Consider the following 24,269-nt stretch of genomic DNA (forward strand, 5'->3'; position numbering starts at 1 on the left):
GCCTTGGGGGCCGGCGATACCCGGAAGGCTTGCGCCAGAAGGAACGTCATCGCCACGGTCTTGCCCGACCCGGTGGGACCGTCGACTGTGAAATGACCGATATCGCGCCGATGGAAATTGAACCAATAGGGCGTTTGCGATGTTGTCTCGAGGATCGTGATCGGCAGACTCCAATGTGCCCGGTCGGCCTGCCCAGTTGCGAAATTGTGCATCGACGAAAGGCCCGAGAAATTTGCACTCGACAGCATGGCCTTGCGGGCGATGTAGCTGTGATTTCCCGGCAGTTGCGCCCAAAAGGCTGCTTCAAGGTTCACGTCCTCTCGCAGCCAGTTGATGTTCATGTCGGTGAGGCACGATCCGAGCTCCGAAACGGAGCGGCTTACGCCTTCAAGATCCCGCGACAGGCACAGCAATGTCAGGTGGTGAAACCCGAACACGGCTTCCTGATTCATGAGGCTGTTGAGCGCAAAGTCGATATCGTGCTCGACCGAGCTTCCAGCTTCATCCGATGCCTGGATTTGCCGCTGCAGGCGGCTAATCCGCTCCTGGGCAATTGGCTTGTCCGCAATCGTGAATGATTGCGTCAGGATGAATTCGTGGTTCACCTGCAGCAGGCCGTCGAGCATCCCTGGACCGGTGAACGGCGGATATTCCTTGACGGACAGCAGCGCGCCAAACCGGTTGTCTTCTTCGATGGCACCCTGCGCCTGCATGGTGCGCTTGCTGAAATGCAACCGCGACGTTCCGACGTAATTGCGCATGCCCATGCGGGGCAGCCTCATCTTCCGGGGCACACCGCAGGTCAGGATCGTATTGAAAAACTCGCAAGGTTCCGAATAGGGCTCGCCGTCGCGATAGCTGATGCCGAGCGCCCGGGCACCGTATTTCTGAAGCTCGCGCGTGATGTTTCCGATCAGCTCCTCGAGCTCCGTCACATCCTCGCGCGTTTGCTGCCCGCGCGCATCGCCGCCGGCAGTCCGATCCAGAAGGCGCTTGGCCGCATCGCTCAAGCCGAGCGGTCCGCGCATCCCCGATCGCAAAATGGTCAGGTAGATTTGGTTTGTGAACATGCGCTTCCGGCGCAACTGCTCCATGTAGCGCCTGTTCAGGAGGTCGCAGAACGGATCATCGAAGGTTCCCTCGATCTCCGTTTCGACCTCGCGCCGGATGACCGTCGACCAGACGGAAAAACGGCTTGATCCGAGCGCCCGGATCATCGTGTTCTGGACGACCGAGCGCATATTGAGCTCAGCCTGATCCTCCGTCTGGAAGAACAGGCCATCCAGCTTGATCACGCAAAGAAGGGCGCCATTCTCCAACCCCACGACCGTATTCGAGACGTGCCGTAAATAAGGAATATGAGTCGCCATAGGCCGCTCTTTGTTAGCGACCTTTCCAAATCCGAGTTCTTCTCTAACGACCTTCAGCATCCGTTACGGCCCATATGAGTTGGCTCCCCAAAATGTCTTATTGGGCGTCCGCGGAGTCTTCCGGGACGCCACATGCAACACGTCGAGAATCTTGCTGTCCCAAGTGCAGAGCGAAAACAGGAAGAGGTAGCTCACCGGAGCTACCAGGAGCGCCCACAGCGAATTCGTCCCAAGCCAGCCGATGATGGTTATGCCGACGATGATGATGACGGCCATGTACGGCACGCCCCACAGCGTTGGTGACCGGGTTAGTCCGATCACCAACGGGGTCACCAGAGGCTTTTCGTCCTGGTGCTCAGCCATGGGTCAATTGCCGACAGCCGAGATCATCTCATCGACGATATTGGGAGCGCCGAACACCAAACCGATGCCGATGACAACCGCGCCCGCTGTGAACCAAGACAGACGGCCCGCAAATGCCAGAAAGCCCAGTCCGATGACGGCAATGATCGCGAGCAACCGACCAAACGGACCGGTGATGAAGTCAACAATCATCTGTACGGCGGTTTGAAGCGGCCCGAATGCACCACCACCACCGCCAGTGCCTTGTGCAAGCACCAGATCGGCGCCAGCCACCTGCATAACCGCCACGAGCCCGAGTAGCGCCGCCAGCTTGACAGCCCCTGCCCCCGGTCCCCTTACCGCATCAATTCTCATACTTCTCTCCTTCAAAAATGCATCACACCGCCGACGAACTTGCCGGTTTTCTTGATCGCGATGACGCCAACATCTCGATCATCGCCCGCATCGGCGATTGCTTCCGAAGCATCCGCCGGCGACTTGCCCGTGGTTGCCGGCATCGGCAGGCCAAGCTGATAGTTCACAACCTTCGCCACGTAGCCGACGGTCTCTTTGAAGGGCGGAATGCCGCCGTATTCGTAAATCCGCCGTTCACCGGCGTTGTAAGCAGCCGCGACCAGCAGTGGATTTTGAAATTCGTCGAGGAGCACCCGCAGGTACTTCATCCCGCCTTCGATGTTTTCCGCGGGATCGCAGACGTCGCGCACACCGAATTGTGCCGCAGTCGCAGGGATGAGCTGCATCGGCCCGCGCGCGCCCTTCTCCGAGTTTCGGATTCGATCAAAGCCGCTCTCAGCCCAGGCAATGGCCGTCGCAAATAGCTCATCCACCTTGTGGCGACGCGCTGACTCGATGACCAACGTCTTGGTTTCAGACGCACTCAATGGGGATGGGCCGCATTGCCGCACGTTTTCCGTGTCCGGTTTGTCAGGAATAATGATGCCACTGTGGCTTCTTGCGCCTGTGGCGCTTCTAGCCAGATCGGCATCAAGCGATTTATCGTATTTGGCTCTCTGCGCCGAAGAAATGTTACCGATATGATTAGAAGTCATGATGGCTTTTTTAGCCGGTGGCTCTGACAGCACAACGCCATCGGCACCAAGGACGAAGTCGCTTTCAGGGATGGACCACCGCCTATCGAATATGGCCGTGATCGCGATTTCGCTAAGAGCGGCAGGGCTCCCCTGATCGCTGATAGAAGCGTGCTGTTTTGGCGTTCTTTTAAGGATTTCGTCGCCCTGGGATGCTCCTCCTCCCAAGGTCGAAAGCGCCGCTACACCTATCAGCAGAACGATGCGTGAATCAGCTGCCATTCTAGCCCTTCCTGCCATCGGCCCCACCTCATTTGAGGTGTTGAGATCGCGATAAAAACCGATTAAGTTCTAACAGGTATGATACCGATATGGCATACTGATACATGCTTTTGCGCCATACTTAAACCCCTAGGTGCAGGGAATCCAACATAACCAAGATGGTAAGGGCTAGAAAATGAAAGGCACGATCATCGCCGCACTCGCAAGTTGCATATTGGCAACGCCTGCCTTTGCTGCGCCGGACATCGACAAGGACTACGTCAAATCGCTGGCGTCGCCGGGCAAGACAGTCCTGGTCGTCGAATACTATGACGGCAGCGGTAAAGTCGTGGATCGCAAGGGCTTTGCATCTGCCAGTGGATATCAGGCTGTCTCGCCGACCGACATTCAGATCGACGACAAGACAACACTGCATCTCTACGGCGTCGAGCCGTGCAGCGGCGAGATGGTGAATCGGACCGAAGGATATTCGGGATCATGCAGTGGCTTCGCGCAGCAAGAATTGCAGGTGATGCTGAAGTCCGCAAAGGTTCTCTTCTGCCGCGCCTTCGTCAGCGAACAGAATGCACCGAGCCAGGATGCGACTTGCTACGGCTACTATAACTATCCCGGCAGCCTCGACAGCGTTGACATGCTTGAAGACGAACTGGTCTCCCTTGGCGCACTTCGAGTGGTGAAAAACCGGGATGGTTCGCCCGCGCGAGCGGATCTCGAAAAAGCTCAACGCATCGGCAAACAAGGGTACGGGATGTGGGCCGATCCGAGGGTGAAAGGCCAATGAGAAGGGCCGCGATTTATCTAGCGGCGATTCTCACATCAGGAGAGATCAATGCCGCGCCTGCGGGATACTTCGATCTTCAACCTGGCGTGACGCTCGAATCCGGCGACACATGGGTTGCCGACGGCAGCCGCTATCGTCTCTACGGGGTGCAATCTTGCCTTCGCGGCACCCCTTACACCGACAAGACAGGCCAAAAGCGCGATTGCGGCGACGCTTCGCTCGCCGTTTTCGCCGCCTACATCAAAGACACCAGACCGGTTTGTGCGCCTGTCGCCAAGACCGCCAACACGGCCTACGTCGTCTGCTACGCCACAGTCGGCAAGGACAGACTTGACCTTGCGACCATGATGGTCACTAGCGGATATGCCTTCGCTGCCCTCAATGCCGAAGGGCTGCCGTTTCATCCTCCTTATGCCGTTGCCGAACAAAGCGCCCGAGAGCAACGGGCCGGTCTTTGGCAGTTCGAAGACGTGCAGCACCCGGCCATCCTCTTGAGCAAGTCCGCAATCGAACGCGCCAAGAAAGCGAAGCAATGAAAAAGCATATATTCGCCGCCGCCGTATCCACCGCCATCGCGCATCCCTCGATCGCCGCCGACATCATCGACCAGCCGCCATTGCCGCCGCGCCTCGAGCCGCAAGCCGCAGCGCCGGCTCCGGCCTTCTCCGTCTTTCGCGGCCGGGTGGCGGTCATGGATGGCCGGACGCTTTGGTATCCGCAATATGCACAACGGGTGCGCCTCGCCGACATCGATGCGTGCGATCTGCCGCAATGGGCGCTCAATCCCAAGTGGGGCAACCGCGCGAAGACGAAAGCGCCGCTCCCGGTCCCATGCGGACCGCTCGCCAAGGCATGGCTGAAACGCACTGTCGGCAACAAAAGCGTCGAATGCGCTGTTCTCGGCTACAGCCATGACGGTGTGCCGCTCGGTCGCTGCGCAACGGGCGGCGAGGATCTCGCCCTCGAAATGCTGCGTGTCGGATGGGCGCGGGTCGCCTCGCCCTACCCCGTGAACGGCCAGTATCTGACCGTTCAGAACTACGCCATGGCAGCGCGCTACGGCATGTGGGCCACTTACGTCCTCGATATGAATGAGTGGCGACGCAAGGCGGTCGACAAGACGCTCGACCGGCGTCCGATCGCCGATTTTAACCTACTCGCTGAGCGCGAGAGTGAAATTTCGCCTCCCTTCGTCGATGCTCGTCATAAACCGAAGAGGACAGATCGATAGTTGCCAGACTTCGCCCATATTGCGAACTCCATCGCAAACGATCCCTTGGCGAGCTTGTTGCTTGCCATTCCGATATCGTTCGCGCTAATCGTCCTTTCCTCACGAATCTGGTGGGTGCATGGCCCCTTTGCTGTGCTACTGCTCGCAGTGTCGATCCTTTTTCAAAGTCAACGCAACCTCGCATTCGACAGCTTCCTGGTTGGGCTCTTTGCTTTCCCGCCACTGTGCCGGGACATACCCAACCAGCTGCTTCTGTTCCGCATAGGGATCTTCTGGTTCTCAGCCTTCGCGATCATCGCCGCCATCATTTATGCCGCCGGCGATCGAGCGCAGCCCGCCCTACCCGTCGACAATCTCCATGTCGATCGGGCGACACCGGCAGTCACCATCGAGAGGACCACCTGACATGAAAAACCTGCTTTATGCGGCAGCCGGCCTAGCAGCCGTCGCTATCCTGCCTGCTACCGCCGCCAAGGCTCAAGATGCCTCCTGGGGTTGCCAAGTACTGCTCTGTGCTGCCTCGCAAAGTCCGTCCTGGCATGGCGTCTCCTACTGCGTTCCGCCAATGACGAAACTCATTCGCGCCATGGCGAAGCCAGGCTTCTCTTGGCCGATTTGCCACGAAGCAAAGGCTGGAGAACCTGGCCGCCAAGAGTACGCAGACTGCCCCGAAGGCTCGAAGGTCGGCTATAGCGAGCGGGGCAAGGAAGGCAATCGCCGCATCCCCGATCAGTGCGTCAAGACCGTGAATGTCTGCAAATCGAGGTTTAACAGCCAGGCCGACAAAAATGGCCTCACTATTCCCGTTCGTCGCGCTGGTCGTGACAGCGACAACGGAAGCGATAGCTGCACTAAAGAAATTTCGTCAATGCGTCCCCACCGCGCCGATCCCTGGTATTTCGACATCCCGAACGACCAAGGCGTAAAACAACGCCACTGGTTCAATTTGAATCTTTAGGTGAGGACTCCAGCGTGAACCAAAACGCACTTCTCGCGATTGCCGCCACCGTTGGCTTGTTAGCCGGCGCAGGCGGCACATGGCTTGCGATGCCCGGCGTCGAAGCACAGGCACTTTCTAAGGCCGAACTCACAGCGGCTATTTCGGCCGATCCTTCGCTGTGCCCTGTTCGGCAAGCCCCCATCGTCGAAGCGCCGACGGAGGATGAAGCTCTTGCCGCCTTCCGGAAGGCACAGGAAGCTTCGCCGCTCGTTTGGGACCGCAACAACATGCCCGAGATCTCGCTTACTCTCGGCCAGTGCGACAAGAACAGCAGCGGCCCCGGGGTTTCGTGCATGACATCAATCAAGATGTCACCACAGGCACAGCCCCTGGATCGCGTCGTCGGGTTTGCCAAAGACGCATCCGGAGAATGGATCGCTACCATCAACTAGCCGGCCTCTGCCGCCGTTTTTAAACGGCGAGACCGACGAAAACAGGTGTTGCTGAAAATGGAAGACGAACTGCTCGACTACTGCCACAGTCTGTGCGACAGGTCTGATCTGCCTCGTCATTGCCCTGCTTTTCGGCTGGAACTTCATCGCCGCTTTGATTTGGGGATGCTTGACCGGTGCCGTGCAAGCCGGTGCGATCAGGTTGATCCACGGAAGAGCAGATCGACTTTGACCCGCAAGCACCTGTGGCGTGAAGAAGCCCGCTTTTCAGCGGGCTTTTTCACCCCCATGATGGCTGATCACCTCACCCAAAAGGCGCCGCCATCTCCATAACCGTCGCCATTTCCCTTTCCTCGAGACGCTCCCGCCTCGCGATTAAATATGCCGCGATGTATACCAGCTTCCCGATGGATTCCCGGTGATCGGCGGGCTGATACGCAATCACGTCGCGCCGCGCCGCGGCCTCGTCCAACGCGATCACCTCGCTAGCCCCGGGCCCCTTCTCAGCCTCTCGCAACGCTTTGGCCGCTCTTTGCGCTGCGACATGTCGTTCGGTTATGTCGGCCAGGGTGCCGAGCCGCGCCTCAGCATTATTCGCCGTGCGATTCTGCCGAGTGAAATGGTTGTCTCCGGATAGGTCATTTGAAGATTTTCCTAGGCTCAGCATGGCTTCATTCCTCATGCGGGCACACTCCGCCCCTGCCACCCCGGCCAAAATCGAGTTGATAAAAACGTTGATCAAGGACGAGAGCACGATAGGATACGAAGGCCAACGAAACGAAACGAAAGCAGCGCCTGTAAGCCATTGATTAAGAATGGAAAAATATTTCTCCCTCTGCCGGGAGACGAAAGTGATTTCAAAGAAATATTCAAGCGGTTGGCCGCGGCGGGTGCTGGTAGGCCGTTGGGCAAAGACGGGTTTCCTGCAGGCCCATGGACGCCCGAGCTTCTCGCAGAGGCGATTTCACAGATCGATTCCAACCGGATTGGGGTCGATCTGCGAACGGTGCAGCTTTGGTTTCAAGAGAACGAGAAGGGAATTAGCACTGCCAATATTCGTTGGCTGGCGAGGGTTTTTGGGTGCGATGATCCGGTGGCAACCAGCGAATGGCAGATGGAGCTCAGTGCGGCGCAATCGCGATTATCGGCCAAGAGACGAGAATGGAAGAGAGCCGGAAGCAGCGTTGCACAGGACATTCCAGATACAGCACTGGCTGCGACCTTCGATGACGACACAGCGTCTCCGGCAGCGCTAAAACGGGATACTGACGCCAAGGAGCCGAGGCGGAGTTTTAGTTTGGCGAGGAAATCGGAGGCGTTTTTTAGTCACGGATCTCCCCTGAATTTACCGGCGTCGGTGTTTGCCGGCATGACCGCCCTCGGCTTTTTGTCGTACATCATTGGTATCCACAACGTCACCTACGAGCGAGCGGACGGGCTCGTTAAGCAGGTTGGATTCCTTTGGGCCGCAAATTGGACACTCGACTTTATGGTGTTCTTACCGCTGTTTTTCTTCTTCGTCATAGAGTTGCTGGTCTTCTGGAGAAGTGAGGGGCGCAGAAAGCTCGCAGCGCAGGGCGATCAGGTGGAAAGCGACGACGCCTGGTTACGCAACGTTGACGCTTCCTCGTACACATATTGGTCGGTTTTTTTGATTTGCTTGCTGTTCGCGGGTCTTTTTCAATGGATCGGCGTGTCCTTGATCCCGTTGATGAAGGGCGGTGGCAACTATGCCATGGATTGGGGAAAAATAGCTCTTGTGCGTCCTGAGGTGATATCTGTCCCCGAAACAGTCGTTTTTACGGGGCTCGCTTACCTATACATGTGCCTGGTGTTTTATCTTTTCTTTGTAGGTCTCATTTTGCTCTATACGGTTGTTCATGATCTTTGGAGAATTGGAGACGGATTGAAGAAGCTGCCGCATGTTGATCATCAGCGAGAGCTCAATGAAGCCGGCCTCACAGTGATGCGTGGGGTTTTTCGGTGTACTGTTTTGGGGGTTCTGGTCGCCATATGGATGAAGGTCCAAAGCTCTTATCTGGCATCCAGTGGTGAGAATATTGTGGCGTGGTTGGTTGGCGATATGTCTTCGATGTTCCAAGGTCGCGATGATGTGAGCACCGGGTTCCGCTATCGTATGCCGACGCATTACAGCAGCCTTCTTATCGTTATTTCGACCTGTTTTGTATTTCTGTATGGCTCCATCCGATTAGGTGTCGGAGGTCGATTTCATGCGCCTTTGTGGAAGATGTCGGCGGTCGTGGCGTTACTTGTTGTCAGCTACTTGTTGATCGACGTGTTTGCCGGCTTTTCCACCCTTCTGGCCATTTCAGTGCTAGTCGCACTATACGCCCTGTTCGAGCCAGGATTAGGCCGCTGGAGAGCGAGCGAGTTAGGAAACAATCAGAGTGTTTCATAGTTGGCTCGATCGTTGGGACGAACGCCGGGCCCTTCGCGGAGAGGAAGGGAAGAAACCAACGGATTTCGTCCTTGACGCGGAACGCGCCTTTCCAGGTGCGAAGAAGATAACAAGTATCGAGGAATTCTGTGCCCTTGCGGACCAAGCCGTGGCTGATCCAGCCTTTTTCGATGAGCCGAGTGTGAGCGATCAGGGTTTTGAAAGGCTAGATGGGTGGCTCAAATTTTCATCGGACATTTCTACTGATATCGAACAAAACAATGTCGTCTCGGCGAAAATCACAGAAAGCGGGTCGTTCGATCAGGCGATGGTGATTTTTCACCATTGGAATGCAAGCGCCCGGAATCGTCAGATTGCCAACTTTTTCTCGCAGCGTGGCATCACGGTTGTCGAGATTGCTATGCCTTATCACTTCGAACGCAGCCGTCCCGGCTCCGTGCACGCCGACTATATGCTTAGCCCTAATCTCGGTCGAACGATCCAATCTGTAAGGCAGGCAGTGTTGGATGGGCGAAAACTCATACGTTGGTTGAAAAGCGAAGGCTATCGAGAGATTTCGGTTCTCGGAATGAGCTTAGGTTCCTGGGTTGCGGCCATAGTCGCGGCACACGACTTGGCTGTGTCAAAAGCCTCGTTGTTTCTGACGGCGGGGAGTCTAGCGGATATGGTTTGGACGGGCCGCGCGACACGATCGATACGCGATAGCCTTGAGCCTGAGATTGAGCTGACCGATCTCAGAAGAGCCTGGGGTCCACTTAACTTGGAGAATTACGTGCATAGTTTGGCACGGCCTGATCTCGATCTTCAGGTTGTGTTGGCTAAGAGAGACAAAGTGGTGTTGCCAGAGCTATCGGAGAGGTTCATGCATAGGCTGAAGGACGCCGGGGCTAGGCCAAATATTTCGGAATTAAACTGTGGTCACTATTCGCTCGCCATGCCGCCTTACATTTTGTTGGCCGGTTTGAGCTTGAAGCGGTTACTAAGGCGCGGCCGTTGAGCGGTTTCTGTCGTCTGCTGACAAGTCGGCCCTGCGAGGATGAGTTGGCGTTGGCCGGTCAGTTCACCAGCAAATTCTCTGGTAGGCGTGCTTCAGTTGATACCAGGAGACTAGTTCAGCATGGCACTTGCCGTTGGAATATCTCGTTCTCGGTGCGACGTAGCGCGTCCAGCGTGAAGTTCATCCGCTCACCTTCCGGGCGTGTCAGGCCCAGATGAAGACGCACGATGTCGACTGTCTTCGGACCCAGAACCTCCTTGCCCCAGACCGCATGTCCGCGGCGGGTGGAGAACTTCTGGCCGTCGAGCAGGTAGAACTCGTAATGATACCGGATGCGCGGCGTCCAGTGGGAGAACACCTCGGCAAAAAGAGCGGGGGAGGCAACTCGAACGGTTGCCTCCCGCCATTGCACCGTCCAGGATGCGCCTCTCCACTTTAAGCGCACCAGTTCGTGGTCAGCTCGATGTCCCGGTTGGTCCAAAGTGGCATGACTCGGAGTCCTGATGAATCTGAGATCTGATCTGAGACCTGATCTTGTCACTGCGCCTCAACGGAGCGACGATATCCTGCCATCGAAACTAGCCGCAAAACCGTTCTCCTGGTTTTGTCTTATATTATGCTGCGATCTGGTCGGCAGCGACATGGGTCCGGCAGCTCTTTAGGCGGCCGCAGGCTCCGCAGGAACGCACAGTGACACAGTCCATCTGTGAAGTTCCATAGTGCCCTCTGTGAGCGCGAACTTCACTGAACGGCAAATGAATTTTTAACTCGCGACGAGTAATCCGCAAACACCGTGCCAAGTGAGGGTAACGCCAGAAACATTTTACCAATGCTCAACCTGAGCTGTCGGGATTGTCGAATTACCGACACGTCATCGTCGGCCCTGACTCAAATTGAGCTCGAGCGTCAGCCAGCGAAAGGTGCAGCGATAACCATTTATCGGCGCGCCCCCTGAGACGCGCGTAGAGGACCTTCGATCCCTCTGGAAAGAAGCCTGTCTGGACGAGGTTGATCATGCCCATTTGCTCTCGTAGGCGGGATACGCAATCCTGCCCTCAAGCCACGCCACACGCGTATGACATCCTTCGTTCTCTCCGCGGGATCCACGCGTTGAGCAACATGCAGAAATTCTGAGCCTTCTTTTGTAGTTGGCACAACTTTTGATGCTGACCGTTGAGGGGCAGCAGGGGCTGCCCACCGATCTTGTTGTGGTGGGTGATGTCGAAAATTCCAGTTTTGTCATTCAACTTCCTTGGGACCGAGCGTGTTGATGCGCCCGCTTGGAAACTATGAAACGTTCTCCCATCCATGGGCGCGGCACCACTTGTCGCGACGTTTTCAATTTTGCTTTCCGCCACTGGAGCAGGCAGCCAGTGCGGCTGGCGATCATCAAGGCCGCGATGCTCGCCTCCGCGCTGGCTGACGTGCTGATGCCGCTCTATTCGGGCCGTCTCATCGACGCTGTTTCCCGTGACGCTATTGTGGCAGCACCAGTTTGGGATTCAGCCATTGCAGCCTTCTCTGCAACGATTGCACTAGCACTCGGTGCCATTGCCATGCGCCACGTCGCCTTAATTGGCCTGAACGACCTGGAGCTGAAGATGATGTCCGATGTCGCGAACGAAGCGTTCCATCGCGTCCAGCGCTTTTCGACAGACTGGCATGCGAATAGCTTCGCCGGCTCGACAGTGCGCAAGATTACGCGCGGCATGTGGGCGCTTGAGCTCCTAAACACCACCATATTGATCGCGCTGTTCCCGTCCTTTATCATCTTGGTAGGTTCGACGGCGCTGCTCGGCTGGCACTGGCTGGTCATGGGTCTGATCTTTGCTTGCGGCTCTCTCATCTACCTTGCGTTTTCGATTTCGCTGTCGCTCGGCTATGTCGCGCCGGCGGCGGGCCTTGCGAACAGATGGGACACAAGGCTCGGCGGCGCGCTAGCGGACGCGGTCAGTTGCAACGCTGCGGTCAAAGGCTTTGGCGCCGAGGCCCGCGAAGACGAGCGCCTTGCAAATATCATGGCCAAATGGCGGCACCGCACGCGCCGGAGTTGGGTGCGCGGAACGATCATTGGCTCAACCCAAGGCGTCACTTTGGTTGCTCTCAGGGTGGCAGTGATCGGATATGCCTTGCTTCTGTGGTCCCATGGACGGGCAACGCCTGGCGAGATAGCCTATGTTCTCACGTCCTTCATCGTCCTCCAGGGCTATCTGCGTGATGCCGGCATGCATGTCCGCAACGTGCAACGCTCGGTCAATGATATGGAAGAACTCGTGGCCGTCCACAATCAGCAGCTGGATGTTGCCGATCGTCCCGAGGCCAAGCCGATCCGGATCACGAAAGGTCGCATCGATTTCGAGAACGTCCATTTCCGCTATGGCAACCATCCCCTGCCGCTCTATAGCGAATGTTCGCTGTCGATTGAGGCTGGCGAAAGGGTCGGGTTGGTTGGGCCCTCCGGTTCCGGCAAGACAACATTCGTGAAGCTCATCCAGAGACTATACGACGTGAGCGGAGGCCGGATCCTGATTGACGGCCAGGACGTCTCCGAGGTGACCCAAGAGTCGCTTCGTTCGCAGATCGCGATCGTCCAGCAGGAGCCCATCCTGTTTCACAGGTCGCTTGCCGAGAACATTGCCTATGGCCGCCCTGGCGCGAGCCAGGCAGAGATCGAGCAGGCGGCACGGCTGGCCAGTGCGCACGAATTCATCGCGCCCCTGCCGAAGGGCTATGGGACATTGGTCGGCGAAAGGGGTTTGAAGCTCTCCGGCGGGGAGCGCCAGCGCGTGGCGATCGCGCGCGCCTTCCTCGCGAACGCGCCGATCCTTATCCTGGATGAGGCCACATCGAGCCTCGATTCGGAATCCGAGGTGCTCATTCAAAAAGCGGTGGATCGGTTGATGGTAGGTCGAACCACGCTTGTGGTCGCACACCGGCTGTCGACGGTCCGCTCGCTCGATCGGCTGCTCGTCTTCGATCGTGGCCGCATCATCGAGGACGGCAATCATGCCGCGCTGATCGATCTCGATGGCGGCATTTACCGCCACCTCTTCGAACGGCAGGCGTTGGAACTAGTGAAGGGCCTGGCTTGAGCGCCAACCGGATTGCGCGATGCGCCGGCCCGTTGCCGCTGTGAGCGCTTACCGAACAAGCGCGGGTGGCGACTGCCGACCTTCAGGAAGGTCTTTGCCTCGGGTCGCATTCCCGCCCGGAAGCGAAGAAGCGGCTCGCGAAATTCGCTGGCCTCCTCAAATACAATTGTCAACAAAATAGCCGGCAAGGCGACTGATCGCGTGCTTCCGCCCCCGCTGTCGCCAAAGAGATGCCAACGAAACTTCCATAGAGGTCGTTGCGAGATTCGTCCGGATACCTTTCCTTGAGTCGTGACAGACAGATATGGCGCGCAGTTCGATTCTGGTACTCGAAATCCTCTTTGGTGATGAGGCGGAGGGCGAGTGAATCCTCTAGATCGTGAACCGCGAATGCAATGTCGTCGGCTAAATCCATGATGCTACAGTTGACCTTCTCCATGGAAGGCTCTCCCTCATGTGACCTTCGACAGCCACACTTTGGCACATTGCGCTGCCGGGAGCGGAGGCCGTCCACCACATCAGGTCACAGTCCAACGACTTGTGACGAGCGGCCCCGTGTGCCCCTTCTGCGGATCGAATCCTGTGAAGGCGGTGCGATCGTTTTCTGATAGCGGCTCAATAATCCAGTCCAGCACCTCTTGCTCGCTTTCCATGTAGCACTTCGGGGGCTTGGATGCGTCGCGGTCGACAAGCCGTACGTTACTGGTGCCACCGATGAGAACGGGTGTAATTTCCGGATTGCGAACAGCTTTGTAGGAAACAGGATACTTAAGTGTACCCAACAGCGTTCGCCGGGTCAGATCGGCGCATCGAGCAGGTAACACCGGCAAACATCGAGCCGGTGCGGTTGAACAAGCGAATTGCCCCCAATGTCTCACGATCATCCATGGTGTCGCCCCAGCTGTTGGACTTCCCAGCTGTTGCTTCGCTTCGCCCTGGCAACGGCAAGCTCGCGCCGGACGGCGTCATCGAGGCAAATGACCGCGGGTCTCGCTCATGTCGAGAGAATATACAGCGGTCAAATTTGTTCCAGCACCTTGACCCGCAATAGGCAGTGGCCGGAGTGTCCTTTCTCAGATTGACGGAGAGGGTGTCGCAGGCTTTAGCCGACCAGTGCGTCGCCGGCGAGCCGGGATACCGGCCGATCGATCGCAGGTAGGCAACGATTTCCAGCATGAGGAAATCGCGATCGCCGTAAGTCTCCTCGATCTTCTTTACCTTCTGCATGACAACGTCCTGTTCTGCCGGCGACAGGTCGACGTCCCCGAGCACATGTCCGTGATGGCCGATGGCGCAGATGTCGCAGCCTGCCTTGGTGATCGCATCAACAAACGCCGGAACCTCGCTCGCCTTCATGAGCCGCTTGTTACTTGCCGCCATGAATGTCACTCCCGTTTGTACCATGAACAGCAGAAGTGAATAAGGGCGCGGCCGGCGCCGCGCCGTCATAGCCGTTGCCGCCTTCGTCAGTCCCCTTCGTCTTCGGGTGGTGAAGAAAGCTCAGAATGGCTTGAAGCGTGAGCCCGGCGAAATTCGCCAGCTTTTCAACTATCGCCATACGAGTTTCCGCTTCGGCCTGGTCTTCACCCCAAAGATGCGGCGCGACCGGGTACAGGATCTCCAACGGTGAAATGCTCAGCAGTTCGCAGATGTGAAGGAGCCGGCCACAGTCAGCCCCGAAACCGCGGTTTCGTAGCGATTATGAACCTGTTCGCTGAGCCCGAGCATCGGCGATTACAGAACGGCCCGAAATCAGCTAGTGCGCCAGCTCGGGCAATGCGAGTTGCTGATGGTAAGTCGATAGCCCTTCTTGCCACTCACCGCGGGAGCCGTCCCGGCGCTAGCCAGTGACGGCTCCTTTCATTTGCGAGTGACGGCCGCGATCGCGGCCGACTTTGTCGCCTCAGAGAGGGAAAGAGGGCTCTGCGCTCTCTCCCTTGCAAGCAAAAAAACGGTCCCCCCGTCCTTCCTCCGCTACGCCTTCGGCTGTGCTATGTGCAGGATCGACGCGGATCCGCTTAGGCGGATCATGCGTCGCCCCTTCGGCTTTGCCTCGGGCGGGCGAAACCCCCTCCGTTTTCCCTTGCCTCTCTGTCCGCTGCTCTGCGCGAGCTCGGGAGCAGGAGCGGGGCTCCTGCCCCTTCGGGCACGAGACCGCTTCGCGGAGAAAGAAAGGGCTAGACCATGAAACAGACTGCTTACCTGCTGGACCCCGATACGACCATCTTTCGGGCCTTCGAGCTTCCGGACGGGATCAGCTTCAAGCCGATCCATGACCTCATCGGGTGCCGCCTAATCGAGCTCGTGCGTTTCGATGAACGGCATTCCCTGTTCGTAGACGAGGAAGGCTTGCGTGACGGATTGACCGCCTTCACTATCTTTGAAGGTTACCCGCAGCCACTCGCCGGCAAAATCGTTTGTGAATCGGCGTGTCGCCGATCGAGGGTCAGTTTTGGAAGCCGTTTGACACGCGATCTCGATGTGCCGTCGGGAGGTGGCGTCGGCACGGCGCGCGCAATCGCCCGTGCGTATCGCGTGTTCGCGACCAATGGGCGGGAGTTGCAGTTGCGCCCGTAGACGTTGCAGGCGCTGGCAGCGCCAGCCGTTCGCGCGGGGTTGGTCGGAGCGGACGGACCGCTTTTAATCCCGAGGCGTGAGGTGCACACCAGCGATCGTGCATCGCACTGAACCGCCAGCCCGCTCGACCGTAGGAATTGCTAGCGGCAGCAGCCGCGCGCTCTCGCCGATGATGTCAATCTGTTCGCTCGTCAATACCAAGAGTGCGGCCGTCGACAGGGCCAAGATACGCTCGTTCCCGCCCAGGAGCTCAATCGCATTGCCTGCAAACTTCTCAATCTGTGCATTGGTCAGCGGGATTACCTGGCGACCGGCGCGTTCGAACCGATGGACGATTTCGCGCCGTCTGCCTGAGTCAGTGATCATGTCGAGCCCGATCATGGCGAAATCGGTTGCGACGCACATCAGCACGTTTGTATGATAAATGTCGAACCCGCTGGGATCCTTCGCCGAGAACAGAATCGGCTCAAACCTGAACTGGGTACAGAACCTCTCAAGTGCGATTGGGTCAGTGCGCTCAGATCTTACCGCATAGGCGACCCGATCAATATGATCGAGCACCATCGAACCGGTACCTTCCAAGAAGAGCCCGTCCGGTTCAAGGCCGGAATAGTCGATCACCTCCTGCACTCTATATCGACTCTTCAGCAGGTCAATTATATCGCTCCGGCGCTCGCGCCGGCGGCTTAAAGCCTTCATCGGATAGACCGCCACGTAACCGCCAGCGTGGGTTGAAAACCAGTTGTTCGGAAACACTGAATCCGGGGTGTCGCTGCCCTCGCTCTCGAACAAATGCACAGTTATACCCTGCTCTTGAAGCAGCGCAGCGGCGCGGGTGATCTCGGCATAGGCGAGCGGCGACAGATCACCAGCATCATCATTCGATATTTGAAAGCGATTGTCGGCCGCAGTCTCGGTGTTGACCGTGAAACGATGCGGACGGACCATAATCACGGCGGAAGGGGCCTGAACCGAGAATCCTGTACGTGCTGCCATGGGAAAGACTCCGATCGGGTTAGCGAACGCATTGGAGCAGGCCGCGAGGGCGGCGCGGGTCATCTAGGTCATCGATCATGTCGAGGCGCTGGCAGAAATCCTCTCCGGAAAGCCGCTCTCGTACCTAGGGTAGCGCCGAAAAGTCCTCGCTGGCGGAGCCGACGCTGTCGACCGTTTCAGGCATTCACAATAGATCTAGGGGGGGGAACATCAAAACTTCCGTAGCAAATAATCGCGGTAAACACCCTCGCATGACATCTATGTTGTATAATTGGGGTGCGGCCGCGAAAAATATTCTTCGCGGGACATTTCGTAGTACTGCAACAATTCATTGTTGCGGTACCGATCGTCAACGTAGCGCAACCCTATCTTTTTAGCTGCTCGCTTAGATCGCTCGTTGTGATGCGCAATGAACGCCACAATCTTTTTTTTGGTTGAGTTAGCTAAAGCATGAGTGATCCCAAAGCGCGCGGCCTCTGGGCCCATGCCCTGCCCCACTCCTTCCCGCGAGAACACATAAACCAATTCAATATTGTCGGTGCCTTGAACGACACGCAAACCGCAGCGGCCAATGAATAAGGGACACCCATCGGTCTTCTTATACACCATCCAAAATCCAAAACCGTGTTCGTTCCAGTGGGCCAGAGACGTATCGACCATTTCGCGAACGTCCTCTATGCTCTTGGGTTTGCTATCATAAAGAAGCTCTTGGACAAGCGGATCGTTATGGAGGTTGAACAGTAGGTCCTCGTGCTCGGAGAAAAGGCGTGTGAGGATCAATCGTGATGTCTCATATCTTGTCATTTCTGTTCTCCGATTATGCGGCAACAGCCCATGGGTTTACACGCCCGCTATTCGCTCATCCCCAAAGGCTTCCTTCAGGCGATCGGTCTACGTTTTCGATAGACCGACACGTGGCTCCAGGATGAGGTGTCAACTGGCCGCCGCTCCCAATCACCCCAACGCTCAACCAGTTCCAAGCCGACGAAACGAGTGAGAAGTTCCAGTTCCGAAGGATATACGTATCTGAGCTTGGTGGGCAGAGTGCGTATACCCCCTGGGGTGATCCAAAGATCTTGCGAAATAAACAGCTGGTTATGCCGATCGTGGCGCGTAAATCGGACCAGGGTGCGATGTTCGTCTACGTGAAAAACAGTCGTCCGTTGATCACCGTATTTGCCAACACCTGCGAAGTCATTAGTGTTTGGGTAACTCAGGTGTATGACGAAATGCCCACCATCATCCAAGGCGTTCATTGCGGACTGTAAGCACCCCAATTGGCTGTCGACCGACAGCATATGTGTAAATGAATTATTTACACAATAAATAAGGTCGAACCGTTTGTCTATATCAAAGTTCACCATATCGGCGTGGTGTGTTTTTACTAGTTGTTGGTCATCCTTTTCTTCAAGTAAGGACAGCATGCAAGTGGAGTTGTCGAGGCCGTGGACTTGCGGTCCCGCCTTGGCTAGCGGCAACGTGATATGTCCGTTACCGCATCCGAGTTCTAGCGCTGTACCCCCTCCGACAAGTCCCGCTAAGAATGCCACGGCCTTCGCGGTCTCTACCGTTTTGTTTAGCGCATCCGCGCAATCGTCATATACATCACCCCAATGGTCACCAAAATCCGTGTACACATCATCACTCTCTCGCCGGACATTATCCATGATGCATCTCCGTAATCATTATTATCAGGATGTATTCTGAAGCTGCGATAGCCCAGCAACACAAAGCGATATCCGAATCGGGGCTTGTCTTACGCCTTTTGGAGATCACCCATCCAAGATCGGCCCCGAAAGTCGCGGGGGCTAAAGGCTAGTTCGGCGGTAAACTGAGATGTGACGTCTGGACCCTTGGGTGAACGCACCTCCCGCCCAATCTCCCCAACGCTCCGCTAGCTCCAGCCCAACGCATTCGGCCATGGTATCGAGTTCCTGATGATAAACGTAACGAACGCGATGCGGTAAACGTCTGACCGATGTACCAGAAAACCAGAGGAGGGTTGAAACGAAGGTCTGATTTAGTGGATCGTGGACGGCCGCATTGAGGACCGTATTCTCATGATCCACGAGCAGAGTACTAGTTTTCTGGCCGCTGACGAGACCATCCAAGGGCGGCACGCCCACATCTATCACCAGAACCCCTCCATCATCTAACGTCTCCACGGCAGATCGGAGGCAAGCTATTTGCGCTTCGCGCGTGACGGCCAGCGTGAACGTGTTCCAAACGCAATACACGAGGTTGTAGCGTTGCTCTGACCTGAAATTCGCAATATCTGCCTTCCAAAACTTGATCAGATCGGTGCGCTTGGCGAGAAGTTTCAACATGCTGTCCGAATTGTCGATACCTTCGACCCTGATGCCGCGCTCGCTCAACGGCACCGCGACGCGTCCATCGCCAACACCAAGTTCAAGAGCACTCCCTCCGCTGGAAAATCGTTCAAGAAAGGCGACGGTCTCGCCGACCTCATCACTCTTACCTCGCATGACGGTAAATTTTTCATACATTGAAGCCCAATTCTCGCCGTAGATGAAGTCGTCAGTCATTTGGGGGCCTCCTGTTTGGGGTTCGTGAGTTCTTCTCTTGTTTCCATACGTTAGTCGTCCGAGTGAACGTCACGAGTCGAAGCGCAACATCTATGCCAACGCGAAAAGTGGTTCTGGTTCAATAATGCGTGCCCGATTCTGCTGTTCGCTACGGCAAGGTTTTGACTGGTTTCCGACACAACCGCACAACCGAAGTAACCGCCCGATCGTCACCGCCTGCCGCTATCGTCGTGATGGCCTAAGACACGTGTTTAACGACGTCTTGCGACGTGTCTTAGGCGAGGTTTGCGATGCGTGTGACAATTCTTGGGCAGGAGCGGCGGCATCGATGGGTGATGAACAGAACCTCGACATTGTCAGGTCGATTGGGGTTTCTGGGGCTAACGGTAACGGAGGTGGGTCATCGGCACAATGTGACGCGGCAGCAGATTTACACCTGGCGTGGCGAACGGCGAACTGAAGAAGGGACTGTTGTCGCCGTCTGGATCATGCTGAGCGTACGGCCCGCAAAAACAAGCCGCAGATGGTCCTCGCACCCATTTCGCACCGGCCGTGTAGCGCGACAATTGGGATCCTTCCGAACTTTTGGTGCTAGGTCAGTGCTTCCGGCCTCGCCATCTCCGCTTGGAGCGTTAAGGCGGCTGCCAACAGGCGGCTTCGCAACAGTTGGTATCCGGCCCGTCCGTACATTTGACGCTTGAGTGTCTTGAGGCGGTTGATGCGACCTTCGACCCGGACTTGTGCTTCAGGGATGGGTGATGGCCGCTTTGACGGCGTCGATGTCGCGTGTGACGCCCCTGGCCAGAGCATTCAATTCGATGCCGGCGGCATCGGCGACCCATTGGTCGAGGGCCGCACCGTCATCGCCGCGGATGAGCGCGGCAGCGCGGCAAACCTTCGAGCCAGTTCACCTGCGACCAGGAACTCCGGCGCCTGCTCAAACAGATGATGGAGAAAGCGCCTGACCTGAGACCCTGAACTTCCTCCAGATTTGGGTAGAGTCCGTCGATCACAGAGACGAACGATGCCACCCTCGCGGTTCACTGAGGAACAGATAATTGGGATGCTGAAGGAGCAGGAGGCCGGCGCGAAGACGGTTGATGTCTGCCGCAAGCATGGCATCTCGGCAGCGACCTTCTACAAGTTCAAGGCCAAGTTCGGAGGGATGGACGTGTCCGACGCCCGTCGCCTAAAGGCTCTGGAAGATGAGAACGCCCGGCTGAAGAAGCTCCTGGCCGAGCAGATGCTCGACAACGCGATCCTGAAGGATGTTGCCGCAAAAAATGTATGGTCCGCCCCGTCCGTGCAAGGGTTCGCGACATCGCCGACGACGATTCCAGTTGCATAAATGTATCCGGCCTCTCGCGAGTGGACTGCTGTTGCAGCCAGGCCATGATGAGATCCGCGCACGCCGTTCCTAATAAATGGTTCGGGCACAAAGCCCGCTTTTTTTGCACAGAGCTTACGGCATTGCTGATCGACTGTTTCGTCATCACTATTCCCGAGCTGCGTGTTTCAGAAATTCGCGCACACCCATTCCGCTAATTCGCGGACAGCTGTGTGCACCCTAACACTGAGACACAGAAAATCGCGGACTGATTAAAGGAAACAGGAAGTTACGCGGCGATCTGACTGCCGATCGCCAAGGAGCCACATGGGGCGATCTGTTGCCAGAGCAAGCCGCTCGCACAGCATTTGCCATAGGGGATCGCCATTGAACGCTGGTAAGCTGCCCCATGCCTCGCTCAAAGGCATCTCGCCATAGCAGTCGATCAACTGCTCAAAACAGGACGAACCAGACTGCGCGATCAAACTGAACGGATCGATAGTCCCAGGCGAGATCGTGCGATGCCCCCACATACCCGCCTCTTCGTCGGACGCTAGCGAGGCGGCTAAGCTACGATTTGCAGGTGACGGAAAGTCGGAGAGGGTAGACAAGAAGGCATGGCGCATAATTGGATAATAGACGATCTGGCGACTGCCGCCGAGCGCCCGCAGTCCAGGAAGTATGGACATCACCAAGAATGACAGGAACAGACTGGGTATGATCTCACGCTCATTCAAGGATTGGAGGAGCGCGTCAGGTGCGCATCGTAGCGAGAAGGTCCTGCCTGCGTTCAAAAGCAGGCCATCGTGCAATCGCAAGGGAAAGATGCGCCCCCCTGACAAATGCCAAAAGAAGTCGGTTGTCGTCTTCGCCCAGCCGGCCCATTGGCCGCAACCAAACGACCTCAAATGAGTAAGCAGGCTTTCCGCAAAAGAGCTTGGTCCAAACAGCGTTGACGAAAGCCACGAGAACGGATCGCGAAGATGCTGGGCAACAAGGTCCGCCACGTCCAGATCGTCAATTTGCAGCAACTGTAGGTTCGATGCGAAGAAGCGGTGCCAGAGGCTCTGATTGGCTATCTTGATAGCATCGGCGGCCGAAGGAAACTCGCCATTTGGCAAGGCCCGTTGCAATTGCTCGATCAATTGGTTCGCGGCGGTCGTCTGTTCGGAACTCGTCAGAGCAAAGCGCTGTGGCGCATGATGTCCGCAAATACTGAATGGATCCATTTTGCTGCGTGATAATCCGAACACATTGAGGGTTTGGTCACCCACCCGCAGCCAACCAGGACCTTTCTTGGCGCTTTCGGTGAATTTTACGGTCGAAGCCGAATAGGACACATACCAGCTGTCTTTATGAGAGCGCAGTCCCATGGCACTAAAGATATGTGTGTAGAACGCATCGGGTTCAATAATCAGATGACAATGTGGACCGGTCTGAATGACCGGCCGGCTGCGAAGCTGTTTACCGAGTTTTTCAATCTGTTTATGATCATAGCCGACACGTGAGGCGCGATCTGCAAGTAGCATTTCCATCTGCTTCAGAGCATGCATTCGGATAGGATCGGCAGCGGCTGGTTTTGCGTCATAAACGGCATGCGCATACGCACGCATTGGGAGTGTCGAGTACCGCGAAATGTACGGCATAAGCCACACCAACGCTTCGGCTACGGAGTTTGGAGGCAACGATTTCATTGCATTTCATCCCGTGGTTCTTGAACCAGGTTTACGTGGTCGACGGATGATTATCGGCTGCCCATGCCTCGACCATGATGACGCCAAAGTACCGGAGGCCACGGACGCCAGCTCCAACATCGGCCAATGCGATTGGCCCATACACAACAAACCCGATCCCATTGTCAGGGTTCGGACTGCCGTTCATCCACCCAAGGAAGGTTAACGGGATTATGCGCTGGAGATTGGCATCGATGCAGATTTCGGCCGGCGGGCACCGGCATCTGCTGGTATCGCACGCGACGCCAATCGCCGGTCGACTGCGCCAAAGCCGCCGATGCTGACGCAAGGGTACTGGGCAAGAAAGCGCCCATCGTAAACGATGCACGGCAGGAGGCGTCGACCCTTGAACGGCTTCACTCATATAGTGGACGTTCCCAAGCTTCGGAATGGTGATAGATCAAAGGCTAATCCCGGCAGAGAAGCGGGAGCTTCTATGTAGACATATTCATTTGGAATGCAGGGCGGCGCCATCGTTGAAATTAGGCGCCGCAAATTGTCCGCGCTGTTGCTGGCAGCAAGCGTGTAGAAATTGCCGCAGTTCCATGTCACGTAGCCATATTTGAAATGCGCGGCCAATGCTGCTGACATATCATCAAGCGTCGTCTCGTTGAGGTTCATCTGTTTGAGAATGACCTCATTTTTCCTTTTGATATCATCGGGATTGAAGAAACGCGCTTTATATCCGTGATCTTTCTGAAGCTCACGACGCAAATACTCGCCGGACTCAGCTTGCGAAAATTTTTCTAAGAAGAGAAATACCCCGTCGTCTTTCAAATGACGTTTCACAAAGCCAATCTGCGCCGTGCGATTAGAAGAATACATTTGAAACGTTGTATCCTCCAAGATGATATCGAACCTGTCAGAAAAATGACTGAGTTCCGGCGTCTCCGCCATTCGGCTCCGGGTCAAGTGATGGAATGGGCCGAGGAAGAAAGTTGCGTGCGCGGGTCGTCCGTGAAGAAAGAAGCTCTCCTCGTTTTCCTTATTCGGACTGCACGAAAGCGTCTGAATCTTTCCTTTCCCTAACTTGGCCACCGTTCGAGCGAGTGTGCCTTCGGCGCCGCCCAGTACATAGAATCGAGCTGGGCTGCCAACATTCCCAATAGCACATCCATATCGTAAGAATGCTTCGCCAAGGCGGACCTCCTCCTCAAGACTATAAGGAATACTGCAAAAAAAATGAGGGTTGAAATGGCCCCAAAGCTGGCGATGCACTTTAGCGAAGCTTTCCAGCGACACATCCCCCTGGAAAAGGCGTGTATCAACGCTCGGAAACTTGATCGGAACTCCTGATCGTCCCCCAGCGGTCGCCGAAAAGAATTCGGCCATTTCATTCAATCGCGGTGCCTTATTGCATTCTAAGAAAAAGTCTTCCATCTGCGATCCCATTTCGCTCACCGTTACACGCTCTATCGTCGTCACCGCTTCCCGCCGAGAGCACGGTGCGGCTGTATCTCCGATTGCCGCTCAGTGTGCCGGAACGACAAATCATTGGAGAACACTGGTTACTTGAGACCTGCCGCATCTGCGCTGCAGCGAGTTTGCGGATGGCGACGCATGTGTCGTGCCAAATGAAAGATCATTCAGAACAATGCGATAACTCTATTAGCGCCGTGTCTCATATCCGACATCGTCGAACATCCGACAAAGGGTGAAGCGCCGTATGCTCCGTCTGCACCCATTGATTTTGCACGTTTATCACGCGTGACGTGTCTGCCAGAAGGCCTTCGGAAACAGATGGAGGCTGTCATGGCGGATGGTGGAGATGATTTGTTGGTCGTTGCGAGATTGTCCAACCTTGTTGGGGGAACCGGCGATGGCCTGAAGATGTAAAGGCCCGGATTGTAGCTGAGAGTTTTCAGCCTGGCGCACGGGTTGTGCACGTTGCGCGGCGGCATGGGCTTATTCCCATCAGCCTTCGGATTGGCGGCGGCATGCGGGCTAAGGCCTTCTGAGCCTGCTGGCGGATCTGATGTCAGCTTTGCCACTGCCGAAGGTGTTGCGGCTGCTGTCAAGCGAAGTGAGGATTTGTCCCCCCGTTTGCGAACTGGAGGTTTGAAATCGGCGCTGAGGTCGTGGCGGTGGAGCGGGTTGCAGCTTCGGTCCGGGCGCTGCGAGGGGCGGTATGATTG

General features: G+C 56.4%; 24 protein-coding genes and 6 pseudogenes. 12 read left to right on the top strand and 18 right to left on the bottom strand.

Going from position 1 to position 24,269, the window contains the following annotated elements; translation table 11 throughout:
- The 4 genes and pseudogenes from E5W70_RS20555 to E5W70_RS20570 all read right to left on the bottom strand — a co-directional run.
- Positions 1-1,430: pseudogene (locus E5W70_RS20555) on the bottom strand (type VI secretion protein); the annotation flags it as partial.
- Positions 1,431-1,433: 3 nt separating this feature from the next.
- Positions 1,434-1,733 carry a VirB3 family type IV secretion system protein gene (locus tag E5W70_RS20560; protein ID WP_292661589.1) on the bottom strand — a complete coding sequence of 100 codons (300 nt, stop codon included), beginning with the start codon at positions 1,731-1,733 and terminating at the stop codon, positions 1,434-1,436.
- A 3-nt stretch (positions 1,734-1,736) separates the two neighbouring features.
- Positions 1,737-2,087 (bottom strand): TrbC/VirB2 family protein, encoded by a 351-nt coding sequence (locus E5W70_RS20565; RefSeq protein ID WP_236372199.1) that lies wholly within the window; start codon positions 2,085-2,087, stop codon positions 1,737-1,739.
- An 11-nt stretch (positions 2,088-2,098) separates the two neighbouring features.
- Positions 2,099-3,043 (bottom strand): lytic transglycosylase domain-containing protein, encoded by a 945-nt coding sequence (locus tag E5W70_RS20570; RefSeq protein WP_292661592.1) that lies wholly within the window; start codon positions 3,041-3,043, stop codon positions 2,099-2,101.
- A 175-nt stretch (positions 3,044-3,218) separates the two neighbouring features.
- Here E5W70_RS20570 and E5W70_RS20575 point away from each other — a divergent pair, with 175 nt between their 5' ends.
- The 6 genes from E5W70_RS20575 to E5W70_RS20600 are packed head-to-tail and all read left to right on the top strand — an operon-like array spanning position 3,219 to position 6,447.
- Positions 3,219-3,824 (top strand): hypothetical protein, encoded by a 606-nt coding sequence (locus E5W70_RS20575; RefSeq protein ID WP_292661595.1) that lies wholly within the window; start codon positions 3,219-3,221, stop codon positions 3,822-3,824.
- Entirely contained in the window at positions 3,821-4,360 is a 540-nt protein-coding gene (locus tag E5W70_RS20580; protein ID WP_292661598.1) for a thermonuclease family protein, read from the top strand. The genes E5W70_RS20575 and E5W70_RS20580 overlap by 4 nt, the downstream gene beginning before the upstream one ends.
- Complete coding sequence (locus E5W70_RS20585; RefSeq protein ID WP_292661601.1) at positions 4,357-5,055, top strand: thermonuclease family protein; 699 nt, start codon at positions 4,357-4,359, stop codon at positions 5,053-5,055. The genes E5W70_RS20580 and E5W70_RS20585 overlap by 4 nt, the downstream gene beginning before the upstream one ends.
- Positions 5,056-5,460 (top strand): hypothetical protein, encoded by a 405-nt coding sequence (locus E5W70_RS20590; protein ID WP_287319873.1) that lies wholly within the window; start codon positions 5,056-5,058, stop codon positions 5,458-5,460.
- A 1-nt stretch (position 5,461) separates the two neighbouring features.
- Positions 5,462-6,013, top strand: coding sequence for a hypothetical protein (locus E5W70_RS20595; RefSeq protein WP_292661605.1), 552 nt, complete (start codon positions 5,462-5,464; stop codon positions 6,011-6,013).
- Between the two features lie 14 nt (positions 6,014-6,027).
- Positions 6,028-6,447 carry a hypothetical protein gene (locus E5W70_RS20600; RefSeq protein WP_292661608.1) on the top strand — a complete coding sequence of 140 codons (420 nt, stop codon included), beginning with the start codon at positions 6,028-6,030 and terminating at the stop codon, positions 6,445-6,447.
- 304 nt (positions 6,448-6,751) lie between these two features.
- Here E5W70_RS20600 and E5W70_RS20605 read toward each other — a convergent pair whose 3' ends face one another.
- Positions 6,752-7,189, bottom strand: a complete 438-nt coding sequence (locus E5W70_RS20605) for a hypothetical protein (RefSeq protein ID WP_292661611.1) — start codon at positions 7,187-7,189, stop codon at positions 6,752-6,754.
- A gap of 63 nt (positions 7,190-7,252) precedes the next feature.
- Here E5W70_RS20605 and E5W70_RS20610 point away from each other — a divergent pair, with 63 nt between their 5' ends.
- Positions 7,253-8,866, top strand: a complete 1,614-nt coding sequence (locus E5W70_RS20610) for a hypothetical protein (RefSeq protein ID WP_292661613.1) — start codon at positions 7,253-7,255, stop codon at positions 8,864-8,866.
- Positions 8,856-9,863: a dienelactone hydrolase-related enzyme gene (locus E5W70_RS20615; protein ID WP_292661615.1), complete on the top strand. Its 1,008-nt coding sequence runs from the start codon at positions 8,856-8,858 to the stop codon at positions 9,861-9,863. The genes E5W70_RS20610 and E5W70_RS20615 overlap by 11 nt, the downstream gene beginning before the upstream one ends.
- A 115-nt stretch (positions 9,864-9,978) precedes the next feature.
- Here E5W70_RS20615 and E5W70_RS20620 read toward each other — a convergent pair whose 3' ends face one another.
- A complete protein-coding gene (locus E5W70_RS20620) occupies positions 9,979-10,275 on the bottom strand; it encodes a class I tRNA ligase family protein (RefSeq protein ID WP_292661618.1) in 297 nt (98 codons plus the stop codon).
- 877 nt (positions 10,276-11,152) lie between these two features.
- Between E5W70_RS20620 and E5W70_RS20625 the strand changes: the two genes are divergently transcribed.
- The gene (locus E5W70_RS20625) at positions 11,153-12,955 is read left to right on the top strand and encodes an ABC transporter ATP-binding protein (RefSeq protein ID WP_292661620.1); all 1,803 of its coding nucleotides are present in this window, start codon (positions 11,153-11,155) and stop codon (positions 12,953-12,955) included.
- A 169-nt stretch (positions 12,956-13,124) separates the two neighbouring features.
- On the opposite strand, the gene E5W70_RS20630 is transcribed toward E5W70_RS20625, so the two are convergent.
- The 4 genes and pseudogenes from E5W70_RS20630 to E5W70_RS20645 form a co-directional block, all read right to left on the bottom strand.
- Entirely contained in the window at positions 13,125-13,394 is a 270-nt protein-coding gene (locus tag E5W70_RS20630) for a hypothetical protein (protein WP_292661622.1), read from the bottom strand.
- 79 nt (positions 13,395-13,473) lie between these two features.
- A complete protein-coding gene (locus E5W70_RS20635) occupies positions 13,474-13,737 on the bottom strand; it encodes a hypothetical protein (protein ID WP_292661624.1) in 264 nt (87 codons plus the stop codon).
- 352 nt (positions 13,738-14,089) lie between these two features.
- A pseudogene (locus tag E5W70_RS20640) lies at positions 14,090-14,335 on the bottom strand (hypothetical protein); the annotation flags it as partial.
- On the bottom strand, positions 14,322-14,579 hold the full coding sequence (locus E5W70_RS20645) for a hypothetical protein (RefSeq protein ID WP_292661626.1): 258 nt from the start codon (positions 14,577-14,579) through the stop codon (positions 14,322-14,324). The gene E5W70_RS20645 and the pseudogene E5W70_RS20640, both read right to left, overlap by 14 nt.
- A 560-nt stretch (positions 14,580-15,139) precedes the next feature.
- On the opposite strand from E5W70_RS20645, the gene E5W70_RS20650 reads away from it, so the two are divergent.
- Entirely contained in the window at positions 15,140-15,532 is a 393-nt protein-coding gene (locus E5W70_RS20650) for a hypothetical protein (protein WP_292661630.1), read from the top strand.
- A gap of 63 nt (positions 15,533-15,595) precedes the next feature.
- Here the strand turns inward: E5W70_RS20650 and ctlX are convergent, their stop codons facing one another.
- The 6 genes and pseudogenes from ctlX to E5W70_RS20680 form a co-directional block, all read right to left on the bottom strand.
- Complete coding sequence (ctlX, locus tag E5W70_RS20655) at positions 15,596-16,528, bottom strand: citrulline utilization hydrolase CtlX (RefSeq protein ID WP_292661633.1); 933 nt, start codon at positions 16,526-16,528, stop codon at positions 15,596-15,598.
- 19 nt (positions 16,529-16,547) lie between these two features.
- Positions 16,548-16,697 (bottom strand): annotated as a pseudogene (locus tag E5W70_RS20660) (ornithine cyclodeaminase); the annotation flags it as partial.
- Between the two features lie 89 nt (positions 16,698-16,786).
- Positions 16,787-17,332 carry a GNAT family N-acetyltransferase gene (locus E5W70_RS20665; protein WP_292661636.1) on the bottom strand — a complete coding sequence of 182 codons (546 nt, stop codon included), beginning with the start codon at positions 17,330-17,332 and terminating at the stop codon, positions 16,787-16,789.
- 74 nt (positions 17,333-17,406) lie between these two features.
- Positions 17,407-18,195 (bottom strand): class I SAM-dependent methyltransferase, encoded by a 789-nt coding sequence (locus E5W70_RS20670; RefSeq protein WP_292661639.1) that lies wholly within the window; start codon positions 18,193-18,195, stop codon positions 17,407-17,409.
- A gap of 141 nt (positions 18,196-18,336) precedes the next feature.
- Complete coding sequence (locus E5W70_RS20675; RefSeq protein WP_292661642.1) at positions 18,337-19,074, bottom strand: class I SAM-dependent methyltransferase; 738 nt, start codon at positions 19,072-19,074, stop codon at positions 18,337-18,339.
- Positions 19,075-19,665: 591 nt separating this feature from the next.
- Positions 19,666-19,876, bottom strand: a pseudogene (locus E5W70_RS20680) (hypothetical protein); the annotation flags it as partial.
- A 222-nt stretch (positions 19,877-20,098) separates the two neighbouring features.
- Between E5W70_RS20680 and E5W70_RS20685 the strand changes: the two are divergent.
- Positions 20,099-20,347, top strand: a pseudogene (locus E5W70_RS20685) (transposase); the annotation flags it as partial.
- A 326-nt stretch (positions 20,348-20,673) separates the two neighbouring features.
- Here E5W70_RS20685 and E5W70_RS20690 read toward each other — a convergent pair.
- Entirely contained in the window at positions 20,674-22,014 is a 1,341-nt protein-coding gene (locus E5W70_RS20690) for a hypothetical protein (protein ID WP_292661644.1), read from the bottom strand.
- Positions 22,015-22,494: 480 nt separating this feature from the next.
- The gene (locus E5W70_RS20695; RefSeq protein ID WP_292661647.1) at positions 22,495-23,526 is read right to left on the bottom strand and encodes a class I SAM-dependent methyltransferase; all 1,032 of its coding nucleotides are present in this window, start codon (positions 23,524-23,526) and stop codon (positions 22,495-22,497) included.
- Positions 23,527-23,924: 398 nt separating this feature from the next.
- On the opposite strand from E5W70_RS20695, the pseudogene E5W70_RS20700 reads away from it, so the two are divergent.
- Positions 23,925-24,079 (top strand): annotated as a pseudogene (locus tag E5W70_RS20700) (transposase); the annotation flags it as partial.
- Between the last annotated feature and the right edge of the window lie 190 nt (positions 24,080-24,269).

Source organism: Mesorhizobium sp. (assembly GCF_005063415.1).
GTDB lineage: Bacteria > Pseudomonadota > Alphaproteobacteria > Rhizobiales > Rhizobiaceae > Mesorhizobium.

Bases quoted from the DNA above. Each gene is read 5' to 3' on its own strand.
- E5W70_RS20560 (WP_292661589.1), bottom strand. From the start codon at position 1,733: ATGGCTGAGCACCAGGACGAAAAGCCTCTGGTGACCCCGTTGGTGATC.
- E5W70_RS20565 (WP_236372199.1), bottom strand. From the start codon at position 2,087: ATGAGAATTGATGCGGTAAGGGGACCGGGGGCAGGGGCTGTCAAGCTG.
- E5W70_RS20570 (WP_292661592.1), bottom strand. From the start codon at position 3,043: ATGGCAGCTGATTCACGCATCGTTCTGCTGATAGGTGTAGCGGCGCTT.
- E5W70_RS20575 (WP_292661595.1), top strand. From the start codon at position 3,219: ATGAAAGGCACGATCATCGCCGCACTCGCAAGTTGCATATTGGCAACG.
- E5W70_RS20580 (WP_292661598.1), top strand. From the start codon at position 3,821: ATGAGAAGGGCCGCGATTTATCTAGCGGCGATTCTCACATCAGGAGAG.
- E5W70_RS20585 (WP_292661601.1), top strand. From the start codon at position 4,357: ATGAAAAAGCATATATTCGCCGCCGCCGTATCCACCGCCATCGCGCAT.
- E5W70_RS20595 (WP_292661605.1), top strand. From the start codon at position 5,462: ATGAAAAACCTGCTTTATGCGGCAGCCGGCCTAGCAGCCGTCGCTATC.
- E5W70_RS20625 (WP_292661620.1), top strand. From the start codon at position 11,153: ATGAAACGTTCTCCCATCCATGGGCGCGGCACCACTTGTCGCGACGTT.
- E5W70_RS20630 (WP_292661622.1), bottom strand. From the start codon at position 13,394: ATGGAGAAGGTCAACTGTAGCATCATGGATTTAGCCGACGACATTGCA.
- E5W70_RS20650 (WP_292661630.1), top strand. From the start codon at position 15,140: ATGAAACAGACTGCTTACCTGCTGGACCCCGATACGACCATCTTTCGG.
- ctlX (WP_292661633.1), bottom strand. From the start codon at position 16,528: ATGGCAGCACGTACAGGATTCTCGGTTCAGGCCCCTTCCGCCGTGATT.
- E5W70_RS20665 (WP_292661636.1), bottom strand. From the start codon at position 17,332: ATGACAAGATATGAGACATCACGATTGATCCTCACACGCCTTTTCTCC.
- E5W70_RS20670 (WP_292661639.1), bottom strand. From the start codon at position 18,195: ATGGATAATGTCCGGCGAGAGAGTGATGATGTGTACACGGATTTTGGT.
- E5W70_RS20675 (WP_292661642.1), bottom strand. From the start codon at position 19,074: ATGACTGACGACTTCATCTACGGCGAGAATTGGGCTTCAATGTATGAA.
- E5W70_RS20690 (WP_292661644.1), bottom strand. From the start codon at position 22,014: ATGCGTGCGTATGCGCATGCCGTTTATGACGCAAAACCAGCCGCTGCC.
- E5W70_RS20695 (WP_292661647.1), bottom strand. From the start codon at position 23,526: ATGGGATCGCAGATGGAAGACTTTTTCTTAGAATGCAATAAGGCACCG.